20 protein-coding genes and 2 tRNA genes are annotated in these 18,746 nt (G+C 65.0%); 18 read left to right on the forward strand and 4 right to left on the reverse strand.

Annotated elements, in window-relative coordinates; translation table 11 throughout:
- Positions 1-23 precede the first annotated feature (23 nt).
- From QP803_RS20445 to QP803_RS20510, 14 genes are all read left to right on the forward strand, one after another.
- Entirely contained in the window at positions 24-887 is an 864-nt protein-coding gene (locus QP803_RS20445; protein WP_284945312.1) for an EamA family transporter, read from the forward strand.
- 13 nt (positions 888-900) lie between these two features.
- Positions 901-1,278 carry a histidine triad nucleotide-binding protein gene (locus QP803_RS20450; protein ID WP_284945313.1) on the forward strand — a complete coding sequence of 126 codons (378 nt, stop codon included), beginning with the start codon at positions 901-903 and terminating at the stop codon, positions 1,276-1,278.
- 192 nt (positions 1,279-1,470) lie between these two features.
- Entirely contained in the window at positions 1,471-1,728 is a 258-nt protein-coding gene (locus QP803_RS20455) for a CopG family ribbon-helix-helix protein (protein ID WP_284945314.1), read from the forward strand.
- Positions 1,725-2,036: a type II toxin-antitoxin system RelE/ParE family toxin gene (locus QP803_RS20460; RefSeq protein ID WP_284945315.1), complete on the forward strand. Its 312-nt coding sequence runs from the start codon at positions 1,725-1,727 to the stop codon at positions 2,034-2,036. The genes QP803_RS20455 and QP803_RS20460 overlap by 4 nt, the downstream gene beginning before the upstream one ends.
- Positions 2,037-2,088: 52 nt before the next feature.
- Entirely contained in the window at positions 2,089-3,558 is a 1,470-nt protein-coding gene (locus tag QP803_RS20465; RefSeq protein ID WP_284947987.1) for a SulP family inorganic anion transporter, read from the forward strand.
- A gap of 98 nt (positions 3,559-3,656) precedes the next feature.
- Positions 3,657-3,896, forward strand: coding sequence for a hypothetical protein (locus QP803_RS20470; protein WP_284945316.1), 240 nt, complete (start codon positions 3,657-3,659; stop codon positions 3,894-3,896).
- A gap of 147 nt (positions 3,897-4,043) precedes the next feature.
- Complete coding sequence (locus tag QP803_RS20475; protein WP_284945318.1) at positions 4,044-4,883, forward strand: MetQ/NlpA family ABC transporter substrate-binding protein; 840 nt, start codon at positions 4,044-4,046, stop codon at positions 4,881-4,883.
- Between the two features lie 14 nt (positions 4,884-4,897).
- Entirely contained in the window at positions 4,898-5,710 is an 813-nt protein-coding gene (locus QP803_RS20480) for a methionine ABC transporter ATP-binding protein (RefSeq protein WP_434082874.1), read from the forward strand.
- On the forward strand, positions 5,710-6,366 hold the full coding sequence (locus tag QP803_RS20485) for a methionine ABC transporter permease (protein WP_284945319.1): 657 nt from the start codon (positions 5,710-5,712) through the stop codon (positions 6,364-6,366). The genes QP803_RS20480 and QP803_RS20485 overlap by 1 nt, the downstream gene beginning before the upstream one ends.
- Positions 6,367-6,380: 14 nt before the next feature.
- Positions 6,381-7,619, forward strand: coding sequence for an SfnB family sulfur acquisition oxidoreductase (locus QP803_RS20490; protein ID WP_284945320.1), 1,239 nt, complete (start codon positions 6,381-6,383; stop codon positions 7,617-7,619).
- A gap of 60 nt (positions 7,620-7,679) precedes the next feature.
- A complete protein-coding gene (locus QP803_RS20495; RefSeq protein ID WP_284945321.1) occupies positions 7,680-9,092 on the forward strand; it encodes an LLM class flavin-dependent oxidoreductase in 1,413 nt (470 codons plus the stop codon).
- A 103-nt stretch (positions 9,093-9,195) separates the two neighbouring features.
- Complete coding sequence (locus QP803_RS20500; protein WP_284945322.1) at positions 9,196-9,945, forward strand: electron transfer flavoprotein subunit beta/FixA family protein; 750 nt, start codon at positions 9,196-9,198, stop codon at positions 9,943-9,945.
- A gap of 11 nt (positions 9,946-9,956) precedes the next feature.
- On the forward strand, positions 9,957-10,886 hold the full coding sequence (locus QP803_RS20505; protein WP_284945323.1) for an electron transfer flavoprotein subunit alpha/FixB family protein: 930 nt from the start codon (positions 9,957-9,959) through the stop codon (positions 10,884-10,886).
- 247 nt (positions 10,887-11,133) lie between these two features.
- Entirely contained in the window at positions 11,134-12,048 is a 915-nt protein-coding gene (locus QP803_RS20510) for a manganese catalase family protein (protein ID WP_284945324.1), read from the forward strand.
- Between the two features lie 170 nt (positions 12,049-12,218).
- On the opposite strand, the gene nusG is transcribed toward QP803_RS20510, so the two are convergent.
- From nusG to QP803_RS20525, 3 genes are all read right to left on the reverse strand, one after another.
- Positions 12,219-12,749: a transcription termination/antitermination protein NusG gene (gene nusG / locus QP803_RS20515; RefSeq protein WP_284945325.1), complete on the reverse strand. Its 531-nt coding sequence runs from the start codon at positions 12,747-12,749 to the stop codon at positions 12,219-12,221.
- Positions 12,750-12,760: 11 nt separating this feature from the next.
- Entirely contained in the window at positions 12,761-12,994 is a 234-nt protein-coding gene (gene secE / locus QP803_RS20520) for a preprotein translocase subunit SecE (protein ID WP_350356104.1), read from the reverse strand.
- A gap of 57 nt (positions 12,995-13,051) precedes the next feature.
- Positions 13,052-13,128 (reverse strand) — tRNA-Trp (locus tag QP803_RS20525).
- A gap of 224 nt (positions 13,129-13,352) precedes the next feature.
- On the opposite strand from QP803_RS20525, the gene QP803_RS20530 reads away from it, so the two are divergent.
- The 3 genes from QP803_RS20530 (at position 13,353) to QP803_RS20540 (ending at position 16,872) form a co-directional block, all read left to right on the forward strand.
- The gene (locus QP803_RS20530) at positions 13,353-14,915 is read left to right on the forward strand and encodes a Do family serine endopeptidase (RefSeq protein WP_284945326.1); all 1,563 of its coding nucleotides are present in this window, start codon (positions 13,353-13,355) and stop codon (positions 14,913-14,915) included.
- A 145-nt stretch (positions 14,916-15,060) separates the two neighbouring features.
- On the forward strand, positions 15,061-16,092 hold the full coding sequence (locus QP803_RS20535) for an NAD(P)-dependent alcohol dehydrogenase (RefSeq protein WP_284945327.1): 1,032 nt from the start codon (positions 15,061-15,063) through the stop codon (positions 16,090-16,092).
- 12 nt (positions 16,093-16,104) lie between these two features.
- A complete protein-coding gene (locus QP803_RS20540) occupies positions 16,105-16,872 on the forward strand; it encodes an SDR family NAD(P)-dependent oxidoreductase (RefSeq protein WP_284945328.1) in 768 nt (255 codons plus the stop codon).
- Between the two features lie 55 nt (positions 16,873-16,927).
- Here QP803_RS20540 and rlmB read toward each other — a convergent pair whose 3' ends face one another.
- On the reverse strand, positions 16,928-17,674 hold the full coding sequence (gene rlmB, locus QP803_RS20545; protein WP_284947989.1) for a 23S rRNA (guanosine(2251)-2'-O)-methyltransferase RlmB: 747 nt from the start codon (positions 17,672-17,674) through the stop codon (positions 16,928-16,930).
- Positions 17,675-18,341: 667 nt separating this feature from the next.
- Between rlmB and QP803_RS20550 the strand changes: the two genes are divergently transcribed.
- Positions 18,342-18,427, forward strand: a tRNA-Tyr gene (locus QP803_RS20550).
- Positions 18,428-18,746: the final 319 nt, after the last annotated feature.

Raw genomic sequence — 18,746 nt, forward strand, 5'->3', positions numbered from 1 at the left:
CTTCGCTCTGCTGACGGCGTGACATGACGGGTTGGCGTGACGCGGCGGGGCGCATTCCCGTCACCCTATGGCTGGTCGCCGCCATGGTTTCGGCGCAGCTCGCCGCTGCTCTGTCGGTGCCGCTCATTCACCGTTTCGGCAGTGCCATGACGACGGAAGTGCGCCTGCTCTGGGCGGCGGGCTTCCTCATGCTGGTCGCCCGGCCCCGGCTGTGGGGTTTGGGTGGACCGCGGCTGCTGGGCGGCATTGCGCTGGGCGTGGTGACGGCCGGCATGTCCTTCTTCTATTTCGCGGCCATCGGGCGGATTCCCTTGGGCACGGTAGTGTCGATCGAGTTCCTTGGGCCGCTGACGGTGGCGCTGGTCGGATCGCGCCACGGGCGCGATATCGGCTGGGCAGTGCTCGCGGCGTTTGGGGTTTGGCTGCTGACGCGCGGCGCGGCGGTCGGTGTCGATCTGCTGGGGTATGCCTTCGCCGCGGCCTCGGCGGTGTGCTGGGGCGGCTACATCCTGCTCACCCGCCGCGTCGGGAAGGTTTTTACGGGCTTGCAGGGTGTCACGCTGTCCCTGTCGGTTGCGGCTGTCATCGGGCTGCCGATCGGGATCGTGCCGCATCTGCCGGATTTGCGATGGACGCTGGTCATTCTCATGGCCTTCATCGCCCTGCTGACGCCGGTGCTGACCTATGCGCTAGAGATGGCCTCCCTCCGCCGGATGGAGCCGCGTCGGTTCGGCATTCTCATGAGCCTGGAACCGGCGACCGGCGCGGTGATGGGCTTCCTCGTGCTCGGGCAGCGGCTTAGCCTGGGGCAATTGGGCGGCATGGCTTGCGTCATGGGCGCGAGCCTGGGCGCCAGCCTCGCCGCGAGCCCGAAGAAGAAGAGTTAGGAGGACGAGACAGATGCCCGTGAGCGGATTGGATCCCTACGACGACCAGAACATCTTCGCCAAAATCCTGCGCGGCGCGATCCCGAACCGGACGGTGTATGAGGATGAATTCGTCCTCGCCTTCCACGACATCGCGCCGCAGGCCGAGGTGCATGTGCTGGTGATTCCCAAGGGGGCCTATGTTTCGCTCGTGGACTTCGCGGCGAAGGCGTCCGAGGTCGAAATCGCCGGTTTCTGGCGGGCGGTCGGCCGCATCGCCGGTGACCTTGGGCTGGAGCAGAGCGGCTACCGCATCCTTGCCAACCACGGCACCGATGCCGGGCAGGAAGTGCCGCATTTCCACGTGCACCTGTTCGGCGGCGGGCCGCTTGGGAGGATGATCCAGACCTGAGGCGATCGTGCCTGGCGGATAACGCTGCGCTCATCCGCCCTACGAATCCGGGTGCTGTTGTTCTTGTAGGGTGGAAAAGCGCAGCGCATTCCACCTTGCCCAGGTCGGCGTATCGGCTGGATGATCCAGACCTCGCATTGAGGGCGGCCACGGATGTAGATTGGCGCGGCTTCCATCACGGGCGAGGGTCACATGGCCGATAGCGCGACACTAACGATCCAGCTTCCTGCCGAAACCATCGAGCAACTCGACGTTCTGGCGGAAAAGACGAGCCGCCCGAGCCATCTCCTGGCCGCCAAGGCGATCGCCGATTTCGTGGCACGAGAGTCGGCAATCGTAGAAGCGATAGAGAGGGGCCGAGCCGATATCGCGGCGGGCCGTTTCTTCTCCCACGAGGAGGTTATGCGCGCCAGCGAAGACCTGATCGCTGTCGCACGCGCTGAACCGTGAAACGATCAGTTATCTGGTCGCCCGGCGCGAGGGCGGAATTCTTCGAGATCGTCCGGTCAATCAACGAGGAAAATCCGGATGCGGCGCAGCGTGTGCGTCTCCGCATAGGCCGCTCTGCCGCCGCCCTTTCGGATTTGGCAACGGGACGAACGGGACGGGTACAGGGCACCTATGAATTGGTGATCGCCGGCATGCCCTATATTATCGCGTACGAAATCATCGTCGGAACCACGGGCGAGGAAACGATCACCGTCCTGCATGTCATCCACGGCGTCCGGGACTGGCAGCCAGGAGAATGGCCGGAGTAGCGCATTCGACCTTGCCCGCGCGGCCGCATCGCGATACCCGTGCGGCACGATGATGCAGCGCAGCACCTTCGCCCTCGGCCATTACATTGACGAATGGTCCGAGCGCCCCCTCCGCGAAGCGCTGGCCGGCATGGTCGGTACCTTCGCCCTGATCCCCGAAGTCATCGCCTTCTCCTTCGTGGCGGGCGTCGATCCCGAAGTCGGGCTGTTCGCCACCTTCATTATCGGCATCGTGATTGCCGTCTGCGGCGGGCGGCCAGGCATGATTTCCGGCGCCGCAGGGTCGGTCGCGCTGGTCGTGGCGGCACTGGTGCATGGCCACGGGCTGCAATACCTGCTCGCCGCCACACTGCTCGCTGGCCTGATCCAGATCCTGTTCGGCCTGTTGCGACTGGAGGTGCTGATGCGGTTCGTCTCCCGCTCCGTGCGCACCGGCTTCGTCAATGCCCTGGCGATCCTGATCTTTTCGGCGCAGGTGCCCCAGATGCTGGGCGTCGATTGGCATACCTACGCCATGATCGCTGGGGGTCTGGCCATCATCTATCTGGCGCCACGCCTCACGACGGCGATCCCCTCGCCCTTGATCTGCATCGTCGGGCTCACCGCCCTTGCGGCCTTGGTGCCGATGCCGCTGCGCACCGTGGCCGATCTCGGGCGCCTGCCGTCCAGCCTGCCGTCGCTGCTCTGGCCGCAGGTGCCCGCAACCTGGGCGACGCTGGAGATCATCGCCCCCTATGCGCTGGCCATGGCCATGGTCGGGCTGCTGGAATCGATGATGACCGCCAGCGTGGTGGACGACATCACCGAAACGACTAGCAGCAAAGGCCGGGAATGCGTCGGCCTGGGCCTCGCCAATGTCGCGGCGGGCCTGTTCGGCGGCATCGCCGGCTGCGGCATGATCGGCCAGACGGTCGGCAACCTCCGCTATGGCGGGCGGGGCCGCCTGTCCACACTGGTCGCCGGCGTCTTCCTGCTGCTGCTGATGGTCGCCTTGCGGCCCTGGATCGCGCGCGTGCCGGTGGCGGCGCTGGTCGCCATCATGATCATGGTCTCCATCAGCACCTTTTCCTGGACCTCGCTGCGCACCCTGGTCACCCATCCCAAAGTCTCCTCCGTCGTCATGCTGGCGACGGTGGCGGTGGTGGTCGCGACCAAGGATCTGGCCTTGGGAGTCTGCGTGGGTGTGCTGCTCAGCGGTGTCTTCTTCGCCTTCAAGGTGATGCGGCTGATGCGGGTCGAGAGCCGGCTGGACGAGGCGACCGACACGCGCATCTATACCGTCAGCGGCCAGATCTTCTTCGCCTCGGCCGATCTTTTCGCCGATGCTTTCGACCTGCGGGACAAGGCAGCGCGCGTACGGATCGATTTGCGTGATGCAGTTTTATGGGATGTCACGGCGGTCACGGCGCTGGAGGGCGTGGTCGGTAAAATGAGGCGCCACGGCAAGGCGGTGGAGGTTGTCGGGCTCGATGCCGCCAGCGCGACCCTGGTGCGACGACATAGCGGCCTCAACCTCGCCTGACACATTTCACCCCGTTTGGACCTTGCGGTAGCGCGCTAGCTGGCGTTCTTGCCCCCCAGACACGTTACAACGGCCCGACGCGTCGAGGAAAAAGCATCATGGTTAAACGTCGCAAAGAGGAAGAGATCGTCGGGGTCCTCGAATTCGAGGGCAAGAGCGCGGAAGATCCCGAAGTTCTGGGCTGGCTCGCCGAGCATAAATCCAAGAATGGCGGCAAGGTCCGTCTGAGCCAAGGCGCCAAGGGCGTGCGCGTCATGTTCAGCAAGGACGCGGACATGGCCCATTGGAAGGCCCGCTCCGACAAGCTCGCCAAAGCGAAGAAGACGCCCGCCCTCTAGGTCGGCTCCCGCAGCCACCGGAGTTTTAGCGCGTGCAAGCGCGCCAACATATCCATTTGACTCAATTAAACGATCTGATTAGCGTAATAACGAGAAATAGCTTAGATCGCTGGGGGTAATGCCGCGTGACCCCAATGGAGACTGTAGATGCCGACAGCCGGTGACCACCATGTGCCTCTTTCACCGCGCACCCGGCGTCGGGCCCTGACGGCGGGGCTTATCGCTCTCGGTCTTTTCGTGCTCGCTCTCGTCGCTCATGCCCATGCGGAGACGCCGCTGACCATTGCCGGCACGCCGGGCCCGATGGCCGAGGTTCTCAACCACGCAGCGGACCTCGCCAAGAAACAGGGCCTGGACGTGAAGGTCATCCAGTTTTCCGATTGGGTGACGCCGAATGTCGCAGTGTCGGAAGGCTCGGTGGAGGCCAATCTGTACCAGCACAAGCCGTTCCTCGCCGCAGCCATCAAGGCGCGGCATTTCAACCTGGTGGCCGTGGCTCCTGCGGTGATCCTGCCGATGGGTCTGTTCTCCCATAAGATCAAAACCCTCACAGACCTGAAGGACGGCGACCAGGTCGCGGTCGCGAATGATCCGGTCAACCGCGCGCGGGGCCTGCAGCTTTATGCCAAGGCCGGGCTGATTACGCTGACACCGGGCGTCGGCGATGCCGCGAGCCTGAAGGACGTGACCTCCAACCCGAGACATCTTCAGTTCATCGAATTGCCGGCGCCGCAACTGGCGCGCGCCTTGGATGACGTGAAGGTCGCCCAGGTCAGCTACACCTTCCTGATCGCCTCGGGCGGCGATCCGAGATCCGTGCTGATCGAGGATGGCGCCAACAACCCGCATTACGCCCTGCAATTCGTCAGCCGCCCGCAGGACGCGACCGATCCGAAGCTGCTGAGGTTCATCAGGATCTTTCAGTCCGATGATGAGCGCGCCTTCATCCTAAAAAGCTTCGGCGGCGCGATCACCCCGGCCTGGTGAGGGGGGCTCCGATCGTGGACCAAGGCCTGTTCGACCCTGCGCCCGCAGCGTGGAGTCCTGAGACGGAAACGCCGCTGCTGAAGGTTGCGGGCGTGTCGCGCCGGTTTGGCGCGACAGCGGCGCTGCATGACGTGTCCTTCAGCCTCGGCCGAGGTCAGGTGCTCGGCATCATTGGCCGATCGGGCGCCGGGAAATCCACGCTCATTCGCTGCCTCAATGGTTTGGAGCGGCCGGATAGCGGCACCATCGCGATTGAGGGGCGGGAGGTGCAGGACCTCACCGAAAGCCAGTGGCAGACCGAACGCCGACGCATCGGCATGATCTTCCAGCACTTCAATCTTCTGTCCTCGCGCACGGCGCTCGAGAACGTCGCCCTGCCGCTGAAACTTGCCGGGGTGAAGCGCGGCGCGCGTCTGCGCCGCGCGGCGGACCTGCTCGATCTCGTCGGCCTCGGTGACAAGGGCCGCGCCTATCCTGCGAAACTTTCGGGCGGCCAGAAGCAGCGCGTCGGCATCGCGCGGGCACTCGCCTCCGATCCCGCGCTGCTACTGTGCGACGAGGCGACATCGGCGCTGGACCCCGAGACGACGGTCTCGATCCTCGGCCTCCTGCGGAAGATCAACCGGGAGATGGGCCTGACCATCGTGCTCATCACCCATGAGATGAACGTCGCGCGTCGCATCGCCGACCGGGTGATGGTGCTGGCGAGCGGCCGTGTGGTCGAGGAAGGGCCCGTGCGGAATGTTCTGACCGATCCTCAGGCGGAGGAGACGCAGATCTTGCTGCGCGCCGCAGCCCTCGGTTTCGCGGATGGGGAGGGCATCTGATGTTCGCGAATGTTTCCTCTGCCGAGGTGATGACCGCGCTCGGCCAGACGCTGGAGATGGTGGGTGTCGCCGGCCTGATCGGCTTCATCTGCGGCCTGCCGCTGGCCCTGCTGCTGGTCGCGACATCGCGCAATGGCATCGCGCCGCAGACCGGCATCAATCGCGTGCTCGGCGGCATCGTCAACGGTGTCCGCTCCGTGCCCTTCATCATCCTGCTGGTGGCGCTGATTCCGCTGACGCGGCTGATCGCCGGTAGCTCGATTGGCACAGTGGCCGCCATCGTGCCGCTAGCGATCGGCGCCACGCCTTATTTCGCGCGCATCGCCGAAGTGTCCTTGCGCGACGTCGATAGCGGATTGGTGGAAGCGGTGCGCGCCATGGGCGGCTCGCGGCTCGCCATCATGCGGGAGGTGTTGGTCCCCGAAGCATTGCCCGGCCTTGTCGCGGGTTTTGTGGTGACCTTGGTGACGCTGATCGGCTCCTCCGCCATGGCGGGCGTGGTGGGTGCCGGCGGCCTCGGCGATCTCGCCATCCGCTACGGCTATGACGAATTCGACACCGGCGTGATTATCGTGGTCGTCGCCGTCTTGATCGTGCTTGTCTGCGGCGTTCAGTTCCTGGGCGACCGGCTGGCCGCGCGCTTCGATCATCGTTGAAGGAAGCCCCTGTCATGGACCATTCCGCACCGGACCTGCCTGCCGTGGCGCCGCCTCTTCCCCTGCCGCGTGTTCGGCCGCCTGTCTTGACCACGACGGCGGAGGTGATCGCCGCGGCACATGACTTCGCGGCGTCGATTAAGGATGGCGCGGCCGAGCGGGATCGCGAGCGCATCCTGCCGATCGCGGAGATCGAGCGCTTTTCGGCGAGTGGCCTCTGGGGTCTGTGCGTGCCGCGTGTCTATGGCGGCCCGGAACATTCCTGGGTGACGATCACGGAAGTCATTCGCATCGTCTCGGCGGCGGATCCCTCGATCGGACAGATTCCGCAAAACCACTACGCCTTTCTCAATCTCATGCGCGTCGAGCCGGATGAGGCGCGCAAGCGCTATTTCTACGAGCGGGTGCAGGAGGGTTATCGCTTCGGCAATGCGCTCGCCGAAATCGGTACCAAGACGGCCGCCGATTGGAAGACCCGCATCTGGCAGGATGGCGACGACTATGTGCTGGACGGCACCAAGTTCTACTGCACCGGCGCCTTGTTCGCGCATCTGGTGCCGGTGGTGATGCGAACCGAGGCCGGCGCCATCATCCGCGCCATCGTGCCGCGCGATGCGCCGGGCCTGACGGTGATCGACGACTGGTCGGGCTTCGGGCAGCGCACCACGGCAAGCGGCACCGTGCGGCTCGATCATGTGCGTGTGCCCGCCTTCAACCTCATCGGCTTGAACGGGCTCGGCGATGGTCCGAGCGTCTATGGCCCCGTCGCGCAGATCCTGCAGGCGGCGATCGATGCGGGCATCGCGGCCGGCGCACTCACCGATACGATCGACTTCGTGCGTACGCGGGCGCGGCCTTGGATCGACAGCGGTCGCGATCGCGCGGGGGATGATCCGCTCACCATCACGCAAATTGGCGATACGCAGATCCGGCTTCATGCGGCGGAGTTGATGCTGGAGCGGGCCGGGCGGATCATTGATGAGGCGCTGCTGGACGAAAACGCGGAGAGCATTGCGCGCGCCTCCATCGCTGTCGCGGAAGCCAAGGTGGTGACGACCGAGATCGCGCTGCATGCGAGCAACAGCCTGTTTGAATTGGCAGGGACCAGCGCGACCTTGGGCAAACACAATTTCGACCGGCATTGGCGGAATGCGCGTGTGCATACGCTGCATGATCCGGTGCGGTGGAAATATTACGCCGTCGGCGATTACACGTTGAACGGCACTCCGCCGCCCGTGCATTCGTGGATTTAGGGACAGTTTCACGGCGGATAGGGCTGCGCTCATCCGCCCTACAAGCAAGCGTGTGAACCAATGACTAAGCACATCCTGCTGAACGCTTTCGCCATGAATACCCTGACGCATCAGTCGCCGGGGTTGTGGCGGCATCCGCGCGACCGATCGACCGAGTTCAACCGGCTGCCGATCTGGCTGGAACTGGCCAAACTTCTAGAGCAGGGCTTGTTCGACGGCATTTTCCTCGCCGATGTCCTGGGTCCCTATGACGTCTATGGCGGTAATGCTCGTGCCGCCGTCGCGAGTGGCGCGCAGCTACCCACCAATGACCCTCTTCTGCTGGTGCCCGCCATGGCGGCAGTGACGACACACCTCGGCTTCGGCGTCACCGTCTCCCTGAGTTACGAGCCGCCCTATACGATGGCGCGGCGCTTCTCGACCCTCGACCACCTGACGGATGGGCGCATCGGCTGGAATATCGTCACCAGCTATCTCGACAGTGCCGCCCGCGCCATGGGCCAGGCGCGGCAGCGCGGCCATGACGATCGCTATGCCGTGGCCGAGGACTATATGACCGCCATCTACAAGCTTTGGGAGCAGAGCTGGGAGGAGGGCGCCGTGCTCGCCGATCGTGCGCGCGGCGTCTACGCCGATCCGGACCGGGTTCATGTCATTCGCCATATGAGCGAGTTTCTGACGATGGAGGGGCTGCATTTGTCGCAACCTTCCCCGCAGCGGACGCCGGTGCTGTACCAGGCCGGAAGCTCACCCGCCGGACAGTCTTTCGCCGCGCGCCATGCCGAATGTGTGTTCGTCTCCGGCCCCTCGGCGGCCGTCATTGGGCCGCGCGTGGCGAAGCTGCGGCAGGCGCTGGTCTCGGCAGGTCGCCGGGCCGATAGCGTCAAGGTCTTTTCACTCGCCACCGCGATCGTCGCACCGACCGGCGCCGAGGCGCGCGACAGGCTCGACGAATACCGCAGCTTTGTGGACCCGATCGGCGCCCTGACGCTGATGGGCGGCTGGATGGGCGTGGATTACGCGGCCTATGACCTCGACCAGAAAATCCGCTTCATCGACAATGATGCCGGCCGCGCCGCGATGGAGAATTTCACCCGCGGCGATCCCACGCGGGAATGGACGGTGCGCGAGGTCGCCGCGCATGTGGCAATCGGCGGCGCTGGCCCCGTGTTCACGGGGTCGCCGGCGGAGGTCGCCGCGCAGATGGCGCTGTGGATGGAGCAGACCGATGTCGATGGCTTCAACCTTGCTTATGCCGTGCTGCCCGAAACCTTTGCGGATATCGTAAGTCTGCTGGTCCCGGAGTTGCAGGCGCGTGGTCTGTATAAGACCCGCTATGCCGAGGGCAGCTTGCGCGAAAAGCTATTCGCCCAGGGTCCGCGCCTGACGCCCCCGCATCCCGCCGCCGCGCAGCGGGGGCCGGTGTCGGATTCAGTCGCTCGGCCGGTCGCTTCCGCGCCAGTCCTGGTCTGACAAGCGCTTCACCTAGGCGCCGAGGAGTTGCGCCCTTCGGCATCCGGACGATAGGAAGACCTCCTCGGAATGAGCGTGCCGCTTTTGCGGCTCTGGAGGCCTGATGAAGATCCTGGTGCCCGTGAAGCGGGTGGTCGATTACAACGTCCGCGTGCGCGTCAAGGCCGATGGTTCCGGCGTCGAACTCGCCAACGTCAAGATGTCGATGAACCCCTTCGATGAGATCGCGGTCGAGGAAGCGCTGCGCTTGCGGGAGGCCGGGAAGGCCACCGAAGTCGTGGCCATCTCCATCGGGCCGATCCAGGCGCAGGAGACGGTGCGGACCGCGCTCGCCATGGGCGCCGATCGGGGCATCGTGGTCGAAGTGGCCGAGGCGGTGGAGCCGCTGACGGTCGCCAAGATCCTCAAGGCGATCGTGGCGCTGGAAAATCCGGGCCTCGTCATTCTCGGTAAGCAGGCGATCGACGATGATTGCGGCCAGACCGGCCAGATGCTGGCGGCGTTGCTCGGCTGGTCCCAGGGCACCTTCGCCTCGAAGGTCGAGATCGGGGACGGCCATGTGACGGTGACGCGCGAGGTCGATGGCGGCTTGCAGACGGTGGCGCTGACGCTGCCGGCAATCGTCACCACCGATCTGCGCCTGAACGAGCCGCGCTATGCCAGCTTGCCGAATATCATGAAGGCCAAGAAGAAGCCGATCGACATGAAGACGATCGCCGACCTCGGCATCGATCCGACGCCGCGCCTGAAGATTCTCAAGACCGTCGAGCCCGCCGGTCGCAAGGCGGGCGTGAAGGTCGGCTCCGTCGCCGAGTTGGTGGCGAAGCTGCGTGACGAAGCCGGCGTGATCTGAAGGATACGACAATGAAGACGCTCGTTCTGGCCGATCATGACAATGCGGTGCTGAAGGAAACCACGGCCCGCACGGTGACCGCCGCCCAGGCACTCGGTGGTGAGATTGAAATCCTCGTCGCGGGGGAGCATTGCCGCGCCGTGGCGGAGGCTGCCGCCCAGCTCGCCGGCGTGTCGAAGGTGCTGTTGGCCGAAGATGCCGCGCTCGCGCATCTGCTCGCAGAGCCCCTCGCGGCCCTGCTGGTGAGCCTCGCGCCCGGCTACGACGTGCTTGCGGCGCCCGCGACGGCGGCCGGCAAGAACGTGATGCCCCGCGTGGCCGCCCTGCTCGATGTGATGCAGGTGTCGGACGTGATCCGCGTGCTGGGGCCGGACACCTTCGAGCGGCCGATCTATGCCGGCAATGCGATCCAGACCGTGCAGGCGATGGATGCGAAGAAGGTCTTGACCATCCGCACCTCGACCTTCGCGGCAGCGCCGACGGGTGGCGCGGCGGCGATCGAGGTGATTGCGGCCTCGGGCGACCCGGCGCTGTCGACCTTCGAGGGGGAGAGCCTGTCGCGGTCTGAGCGGCCGGAACTGCCCTCGGCCAAGATCGTGGTTTCGGGCGGACGGGCACTCGGCTCCTCGGAAAAGTTCCGTGAGCTGATCATTCCGATCGCGGACAAGCTGGGCGCGGCCATCGGCGCCTCCCGCGCCGCAGTCGATGCGGGCTATGCCCCCAACGACCAGCAGGTCGGGCAGACCGGCAAAGTGGTGGCGCCGGATCTTTATATCGCGGTCGGAATTTCTGGCGCGATCCAGCATCTGGCGGGTATGAAGGACAGCAAGATCATCGTCGCGATCAACAAGGATGCGGAGGCGCCGATCTTCCAGGTGGCCGATTACGGCCTCGTGGGCGATCTGTTCGTTCTGCTGCCGGAGCTCGAAAAGGCCCTCTAACCTCATGCGGAAGCGCTTAGCGGTCGCTTGACGGCGGAACGCTATTCGCGTTCCGCCCACCATTGGGACGGTAGACGTAGGGTGGAAAAGCGGAGCGCATTCCACCCTCAGGCCACAGCTGAGTGACGACACATCGCAAAAACGCGAGATACCCAAAGGTTCATCTGACAGCCGCGTGAGACGACTGGCAATCGGTGAGGGCTCGAACCAGCTCCCATTCTGGAATTTTTCCAGAGAGGACAGGCCCATGTTCATGCGGATCGACAAGCTCCAGGCGGAACTTCCGGAACCGACGGCGCCGAACCCGAATGCTGCTGCGGCCCTTCAGGAATTGCTGGGTGGCAAATACGGTGAGATGTCGACGCTCGGCAATTACATGTTCCAGAGCTTCAATTTCCGGAACAAGACGAAGCTGAAGCCCTTTTACAGCTTGGTTTCGGCCATTTTCGCCGAAGAACTCGGCCATGTGGAACTCGTCAGCACCGGCATTTCCATGCTGAACAATGGCCCCGGCGATTCCACGCCCGATGTTGACGTGTCCGAGGCGCCCTTCGCCGATATGCAGGATGTGCGTCTGGCCGGCAGCTTCCTCAGCAATGGCGGCGGCGCCATGCCGATGAACAGCAATTCCGCGTCCTGGAACATGGACATGGTCACCACGACCGGAAACCTGATCATCGACCTTCTGCACAATTTCCACCTCGAATGCGGTGCGCGGATCCACAAGCTGCGCGTCTATGAGACCATGACGGAGCCGACCGGCCGCGAGGTCTGCGGCTATCTCTTGGTGCGCGGCTCGGTGCATGCGCATGCCTATGCGCTGGCGCTGAAGAAGATGACGGGCGTCGAGATCGAGAAGATGCTGCCGACCCCAAACATCAACCTCGACCGGATCCCGGAATGCCAGAAGTATCTGGCCGAGGGCAGCCATCGCCGGCTCTATCGCTTCAGCCCGCATGACTACAAGGAAATGGCCGGCATCTGGTCGAATGACGAAGTGGCGCTGCCGGGCGATCCGCCAGGCAACCTCGAAGTGGTCGAGGGTCATCCCGAAGGCGGCAAGATCCCCGAGCTGCTCGGCAATTACGGCGCATTTACGCCGAACTACGCGCCGGAGGAAATGTTCGAGATCGCGAGCAAGCTGTACAAGAAGAGCCGTTAAGTCATCGACGGGGCGGATGGGCCGGCGGATAACGCTGCGCTCATCCGCCCTACGCGTGAGGCAACCTTGTTCGTCACCCGCGGATCAAGTCTGCGGGTGACGATTTAACGCAACGGGGCATTGAACGGAGGGGCGGATAAGCGAAGCGTTATCCGCCGTCTACGAGATGCCTAGACCTTCTCGACCTGGCTGTATTCCAGATCGACCGGCGTGGAACGCCCGAAGATCGACACGCTGACCTTTACGCGGCCTTTTTCCTCGTCCACTTCCTCGACGGTGCCGTTGAAGCTGGTGAAGGGGCCGTCGGCCACGCGAACCTGTTCGCCGACTTCGTACAGAACGGACGGGCGCGGACGCTCCACCCCTTCCTGGGTCTGCTTCATGATGCGGTCGGCCTCAGCCTCGGTGATCGGGCTGGGCTTGTTGCGGCTGCCGAGGAAGCCCGTGACCTTGGGCGTGTCCTTGACCAGATGCCAGGCCTCGTCCGTCAGCTCCATCTTCACCAACACATAGCCGGGGAAGAACTTGCGCTCGGAATTGACCTTCTGGCCGCGACGCACCTCGACCACCTCTTCGGCGGGGACAAGAATTTCGTCGAAATGATCAGCCAGGCCCTTTTGCGCGGCCTGTTCCCTGATTTGCTGGCCGATCTTCTTCTCGAAGCCAGAATAAACGTGAACGACGTACCATCTTTTCGCCATGACGAGCCCCTTCAGGTGCCGCTGCTGAACAAGGTGCGGACACCGAGGCCACAAATCTGGTCGATGGCGAAGAAGAACAGCGACGCGAGCACGGCCATGCCGAGGACCATCGCCGTGGTGATCAAGGTCTCCTTGCGGGAAGGCCAGGTCACTTTCGAGACTTCAAGACGAACGTCCCGCAGGAACCCTACCGGATTGATATTCACCGCAATGCCTGCCCGGAAATCGTGTTCAACGCACACCACCCTCAACCAGCAGCGCCGGCCGAAAGGAATATTCCGGCCGGAGCAAAAAAAGCCGATTGGCAGGGGCGGAGGGGGTCGAACCCACAGCCTCCGGTTTTGGAGACCGGCGCTCTAGCCAATTGAGCTACACCCCTGCACGCTCGGCGAGAGACGCTAGACACATTTTGCGGCCCCGCCTGTCAAGTCCAGTCGTTCAGATCGGTGCGGAATAAGATCGCAACGAAACGGTCAGCTAACGAGGGTTTCACGATCTCGAATGCAGCCGGAACGCCCGCGCCCCCTATGTAAGACGGATCAGGATGACGTCACGGTGCTCAGGTGGGTGCCGCATCCAAGGACTTAACAAGGAGTCTTGCTCATGGCTGCCCCCGGCATTCGACGTCGCTTCAACCTTCGGTCCACCCTCGCCGTGGCCCTGCTCGCGGGAACCTCGCTTGGTGGCTATGCCGTCGCGCATGCGAGCTTCGCGGCCGATGTCAGCCAGCCGCCGGCCGGCGTGTCGACGCAGATCCTGCCAGACTTCACCGAACTTGCGGCGCGCGTGAAGCCGGCCGTGGTTACCATCATTTCCGACCTCGCGCCCGGTGCCGCATCCGATGACGATAGCGACGGCGGCGACCAGCAGCAGGGCAATAATGACCCCGGCCAGGGTCCGCAGGGCATGCCGCCGCTGCCCTTCCCCTTCAACATGATGCCGGGTGCCCCTGGCCAGGGCGCGCCCGCGCATCCGCAAATGATGGAAGCCGCAGGCTCGGGCTTTATCGTCAATGAAGACGGCACCGTGGTCACCAATAACCACGTGGTTCAGGGTGCCAAGACCGTGACGGTGACGCTGTCGGACGGCACCAAGCTGCCCGCCACGGTCATCGGCCGCGACCCCAGCACCGATGTCGCGGTCCTGCGCATCCACAGCGACCACAAGCTGCCCTTCCTTGACCTTGGCGATTCGAGCCGGGTCAAGACCGGCCAGTGGGTCGTGGCGATGGGCAATCCCTTCGGCCTGGGCGGCACCGTGACCGCCGGCATCGTCTCGGCCGAGGGCCGCGATATTGGCGACGGGCCGTATGACAGCTTCCTGCAGATCGACGCGCCCATCAACAAGGGCAACTCCGGTGGCCCGCTATTCGACCAGGGCGGCAACGTCATCGGCATGAACACCGCCATCCTGTCCCCCACCGGCGGCAGTATCGGCATCGGCTTCGCGATCCCGTCCGACACCATCAAGTCGGTGGTGGCGCAGATCATGAAGAATGGCCATGTGACGCGCGGCTTCCTGGGCGTCCAGGCTCAATCCGTCGATGCCTCCATGAGCCAGGCGCTGCGGCTGCCGGGCAATGGCAACGGACCGTTGAACGGCGCCTTGATCGCCGCCATCGAGCCGAATAGCCCCGCCGCCAAGGCCGGCTTGCAGCCCGGCGACGTGATCGAGACGGTCAACAAGGCGACGATCCACAATCCGCGTGATCTCGCCGTGGATATCGCCGGCATCGCGCCGGGCGACACGGCCGACCTCACCATCATCCGCAACGGCAAGTCTCAGGACGTGTCGCTGCAAGTGGCCGAGTTGAAGACGAAGGTCGCCGCCAATGACCAGCAGAACCAGCCTGGGTCGCACCAGGGTGGCGTCGGCCTGGCTCTGGCGCCCCTGACGCCCGACCTGCGCAATCAGCTCGGCGTGCCGGATGGGACGGATGGTGCAGTGGTGGCCCAGGTTGTGCCGAACTCGGCCGCCGACCAGGCCGGCATTCAGCAGGGTGACGTTGTCCTGGGTGTGAACAGCAGCACGGTCGGCTCACCGGATCAGGCGGCGCGCGCCATCCGTGCGGCCATCCATGCCAATAGCGGCGCGCTCGCCTTGCGCATCCTGCGCCAGGGTCAGCCGATCTTCGTGGCGGTGACGCCGGCCAAAACGGCCGGCTAAGTAGTCTCTCCTCTAAGAGAGCACGACAAGAACCCGGCCACGACATTTGTCGCGGCCGGGTTCTTTGCGTCTGGGCCGCCGCGGTTCATGATGCAAACAGGCGCGCGCGGCAGGCAATGACCGCCACGATTGAGGGAGAGATGCGATGAAAGCCATGGTTCTTGAGGAAATTCGTCGCGCCCAGTTGCGTGACATCGCGGTGCCGACCGAGGTCGGACCGGGGGACGTCAAGATCGCCATGAAGGCGGTCGGCATCTGCGGCAGCGACCTGCACTACTACCTGCACGGCAAGATTGGCCCCTTCGTGGTCGAGGCGCCGATGATCCTGGGCCATGAGGGCGCGGGTGAGGTGATCGCCGTCGGTTCCTCCGTCACCAATCTCAAGGCCGGTGACCGCGTGTGCATGGAACCGGGCATCCCGGACTGGACCTCCCGCGCGTCGCAGCTCGGCCTCTATAACCTCGACCCCGCCGTACGCTTTTGGGCGACGCCGCCGGTGCATGGGTGCCTGGTGCCCGAAATCGTTCACCCCGCGAACCTGACCTTCAAGCTGCCCGACGCCGTGAGCTTCCAGGAAGGGGCTTTCGTCGAGCCGCTCGCGGTCGGCATGCAGGCGGTGACCAAGGCGCGCATCCTGCCGGGCCAGGTGGCGGTGGTCATCGGCGCCGGCACCATCGGCATGATGGTGGCCCTCGCGGCCCTCGCAGCCGGTATCTCCCAGGTCATCATGACCGACGTTCAGGCCGAGAAGCTCAAGATTGCCGCCGGCTATGACGGCATCGTGCCGGTCAATGTCGCGGAGGCGAGTGCGGTCGCCCGCGTGCACGAGATTACGGCCGGCTGGGGTGCCGATGTGATCTTCGAGGCCAGCGGCAGCCCGCGCGCCTTCAATGGCCTGTTCGACATGCTGTGCCCCGGCGGTGCCGTGGTGCTGGTCGGCATGCCGCCCGGACCCGTGCAGTTCGATGTCGTGGCAGCGCAGATCAAGGAAGCGCGGATCGAGACCGTGTTCCGGTACGCGAACGTCTATCCGCGTGCCATCGCTCTGCTCGGCTCCGGCAAGGTTGATGTGAAGCCGCTGATCTCGCGCACCTACCCCTTCGCGGAGTCGGTCGAGGCCTTCGAATTTGCGGCCCAGGGTTCGCCCGAGATCGTCAAAGTCCAGATCGTGTTCTGAGGGTCCGAGCAAATGAGCGTTCAGGATCGGTTTTCAGTTCTCGGCCGCAAGGCGCTTGTCACCGGCGCGTCGCGCGGCATCGGCATTGAGTTGTGCCGCGTGCTGAGCGAGGCGGGCGCCGATATCGTGGCTGTGGCGCGTGACGAGTCGGGCCTCGCCGAGGCGCGGGCGGCGGTGGAGGCGAATGGCCGCGTCTGCCTCACGCTGCCCGCCGATCTCGGCCAGCCGGACGCGCCGGAGCGCGTTGGGCGGGAGGCTTTGGCCGCCTGGGGGACGATCGACATCCTGGTCAATAATGCCGGCGTCAGCTTTCCCAAGCTGCTGGTGGATCAGACGATCGCGGAATGGGATCTCATCCAGGCCGTGAACCTGCGGGCGCCCTGGCTGCTGGCGCGGACCCTGGCACCGGCGATGATCGCCCAGAAGCGGGGCAAGATCGTCAATGTCAGTTCCCAGACCAGTTCTGTGGCGCTCACCGAGCATGGGGCCTATGCGGCTTCGAAGAACGGCCTCAACGGCCTCACCAAGGTGATGACGGCGGAATGGGCGCCGTTCAATATTCAGGCGAATGCGGTCTGCCCGACGGTGACAATGACGCCTATGGCGACCCAGGTCTGGGGTGACCCGGCGAAGCTCGGGCCGATGGTGGCGAAGATTCCGGCCGGGCGTGTGGCCCAGCCGGTAGAGGTGTGTGACGTGGTGTTGTTCCTGTGCGCCACCGCCTCCGACATGATCAATGGCCAGGAGATCTTCGTCGATGGCGGGTACACGGCCCTGTAGGCGGAGAGACCGTGGCGCGTAGGGTGGAGCGAAGCGCTATCCACCACACAAAGCGCTATCGCTTGCGGCCCAATTCATAGAGCGCGACGGCGGTCGCGGCGGAGACGTTGAGGCTCTCCATGATGCCGGCCATCGGCAGCTTGGAGAGTTCGTCACAGGAGTCGCGGGTGAGGCGGCGGAGGCCGCTGCCTTCTCCGCCGAGCACCAGGGCCACCCGGCGGTCCACGAAGGCGCCGCCGTCGAGCGCGGTCGGGCCTTCGGCATCCAGACCCACGACCCAGAAATTGGCGGCCTTGAGCATGACCAGGGTGCGGGCGAGATTGACGGCGCGCAGCAGCGGCACGCTTTCCAGCGCGCCCGAGGCGGCCTTGGCGAGCGAACCCGTTTCTTCCGGCGCATGGCGTTCCTGCACGATGACGCAGGCGACGCCGAAGGCCGCGGCCGAGCGCAGGATGGCGCCGATATTGCGCGGGTCGTTCACCTGATCGAGCACCAGGACGGGTCCCGGCCGCTCCAGCGTGGCAGACAGCACCGGCTGTGGCAGCAGATCGGCGAGCAGGGCGATGCCCTGATGCACGGCATCCTTGCCGAGAAGCTGGTCGATGCGACCGCGATCGACCATTTCAGCCGTCAGCGCCCAGGGCTTGGGCAGGCGTCCGGTAAGGGTCGCTTCGGCTTCCTCGGTCGCCATCAGACGGCGTAGGCGACGGGCGGGATTCTGCAGGGCCGCCTGGACGGCGTGCTGGCCATAGAGCCAGACAGTGCCGCGCGGTGCCTCGGCGGCCTGGGGCGGCAGCGCCACGCCGCGTGGCGTGACGGGCGGCGTATAATTATCCTCGCCGCGCTCGCGGGTCAGGCTTTCGCGGGCGCGATCCTGGATGCGGGCGGCAGGCCGGGCCGGGCGATCGCCTGCGGTCTGGTTCGGCCGCGTCTGGCGAATGGTGCGCTCGCCACGCTCGGGCCGGTCGGAGTTTTCCTGGCGAGGGCCGGTATAGGGCGCGCTTTTAAAGCCGCTGGCGGGGCGGCGGGTTCGCACGGGGCGCTCACCGGACTCCGCCTCGAACTCAGTACGGGCGGGCGCGGGGCGCGGTGACGCGGGGCGCGGGCCTACGGGTCGGGATGACGTGGGCCGACCGCCGGGATTGCCGCCGCCGTAATTGGGTTTCTCGGAACTCGCGGTATAGCTCGACCGGCCCTGGGCGCCGCGCGGCTTATCGGGGCTGCCCGCATAGCTGGGTTTCCCGTAGCTCGGTTTGCCGGCGGCCGGGCCGGTGGCGCGATTGGGCTTGTGGGGCGGTTTGGCGCCGGCGGGTGCGCCTGTGCGCGGACGGTCTGAGCGTGGCGGTTTCATCGCCTCCGTATAGGGCAATGCGCGGCGCGGCACAGGCTTTTTGGCGCAACCCGGCTAGAAGCGGGCGCGCGCTCCGTTGACACGAGGAGGCAAATGTTGGAAAGCCCGCTCCCGCGTTGGAGGGGTGCCCGAGTGGTTAAAGGGGGCGGACTGTAAATCCGCTGGCGTACGCCTACGTTGGTTCAAATCCAACCCCCTCCACCAGCGTTGGCGCTTAGGGCGTTGAGAAGGCTGCAAAGTAGCGCTGCTCATTCGAGGCGACCCACCTTAGAACCCGCCTTATAGATTGAATTGCCCTGGTTCTGGGTGACACAGCGTGGGCCACTGACCAACGTGTAAGCCCTCTGGCCAGCATACGAATGGCTAGCGTTTCTAGAGCCCTGGATGCCGCTATTTGGATAACGCTGCGTCGGCGTGGAATGGACACGCAAATCGCGATGCTGGTCCGAAATCAGCACGTTGATCGTCTCTAATTAGCCGGTCCCGAATCCGGCACGCAGCACTTCAAGATGTCCTGTCCGCC

It is taken from the genome of Acidisoma sp. PAMC 29798, assembly GCF_030252425.1.
Taxonomy (GTDB): Bacteria; Pseudomonadota; Alphaproteobacteria; order Acetobacterales; family Acetobacteraceae; genus Acidisoma; species Acidisoma cladoniae.

Bases quoted from the DNA above. Each gene is read 5' to 3' on its own strand.
- QP803_RS20445 (WP_284945312.1), top strand. From the start codon at position 24: ATGACGGGTTGGCGTGACGCGGCGGGGCGCATTCCCGTCACCCTATGG.
- QP803_RS20450 (WP_284945313.1), top strand. From the start codon at position 901: ATGCCCGTGAGCGGATTGGATCCCTACGACGACCAGAACATCTTCGCC.
- QP803_RS20455 (WP_284945314.1), top strand. From the start codon at position 1,471: ATGGCCGATAGCGCGACACTAACGATCCAGCTTCCTGCCGAAACCATC.
- QP803_RS20465 (WP_284947987.1), top strand. From the start codon at position 2,089: ATGCAGCGCAGCACCTTCGCCCTCGGCCATTACATTGACGAATGGTCC.
- QP803_RS20470 (WP_284945316.1), top strand. From the start codon at position 3,657: ATGGTTAAACGTCGCAAAGAGGAAGAGATCGTCGGGGTCCTCGAATTC.
- QP803_RS20475 (WP_284945318.1), top strand. From the start codon at position 4,044: ATGCCGACAGCCGGTGACCACCATGTGCCTCTTTCACCGCGCACCCGG.
- QP803_RS20485 (WP_284945319.1), top strand. From the start codon at position 5,710: ATGTTCGCGAATGTTTCCTCTGCCGAGGTGATGACCGCGCTCGGCCAG.
- QP803_RS20490 (WP_284945320.1), top strand. From the start codon at position 6,381: ATGGACCATTCCGCACCGGACCTGCCTGCCGTGGCGCCGCCTCTTCCC.
- QP803_RS20495 (WP_284945321.1), top strand. From the start codon at position 7,680: ATGACTAAGCACATCCTGCTGAACGCTTTCGCCATGAATACCCTGACG.
- QP803_RS20500 (WP_284945322.1), top strand. From the start codon at position 9,196: ATGAAGATCCTGGTGCCCGTGAAGCGGGTGGTCGATTACAACGTCCGC.
- QP803_RS20505 (WP_284945323.1), top strand. From the start codon at position 9,957: ATGAAGACGCTCGTTCTGGCCGATCATGACAATGCGGTGCTGAAGGAA.
- QP803_RS20510 (WP_284945324.1), top strand. From the start codon at position 11,134: ATGTTCATGCGGATCGACAAGCTCCAGGCGGAACTTCCGGAACCGACG.
- nusG (WP_284945325.1), bottom strand. From the start codon at position 12,749: ATGGCGAAAAGATGGTACGTCGTTCACGTTTATTCTGGCTTCGAGAAG.
- QP803_RS20530 (WP_284945326.1), top strand. From the start codon at position 13,353: ATGGCTGCCCCCGGCATTCGACGTCGCTTCAACCTTCGGTCCACCCTC.
- QP803_RS20535 (WP_284945327.1), top strand. From the start codon at position 15,061: ATGAAAGCCATGGTTCTTGAGGAAATTCGTCGCGCCCAGTTGCGTGAC.
- QP803_RS20540 (WP_284945328.1), top strand. From the start codon at position 16,105: ATGAGCGTTCAGGATCGGTTTTCAGTTCTCGGCCGCAAGGCGCTTGTC.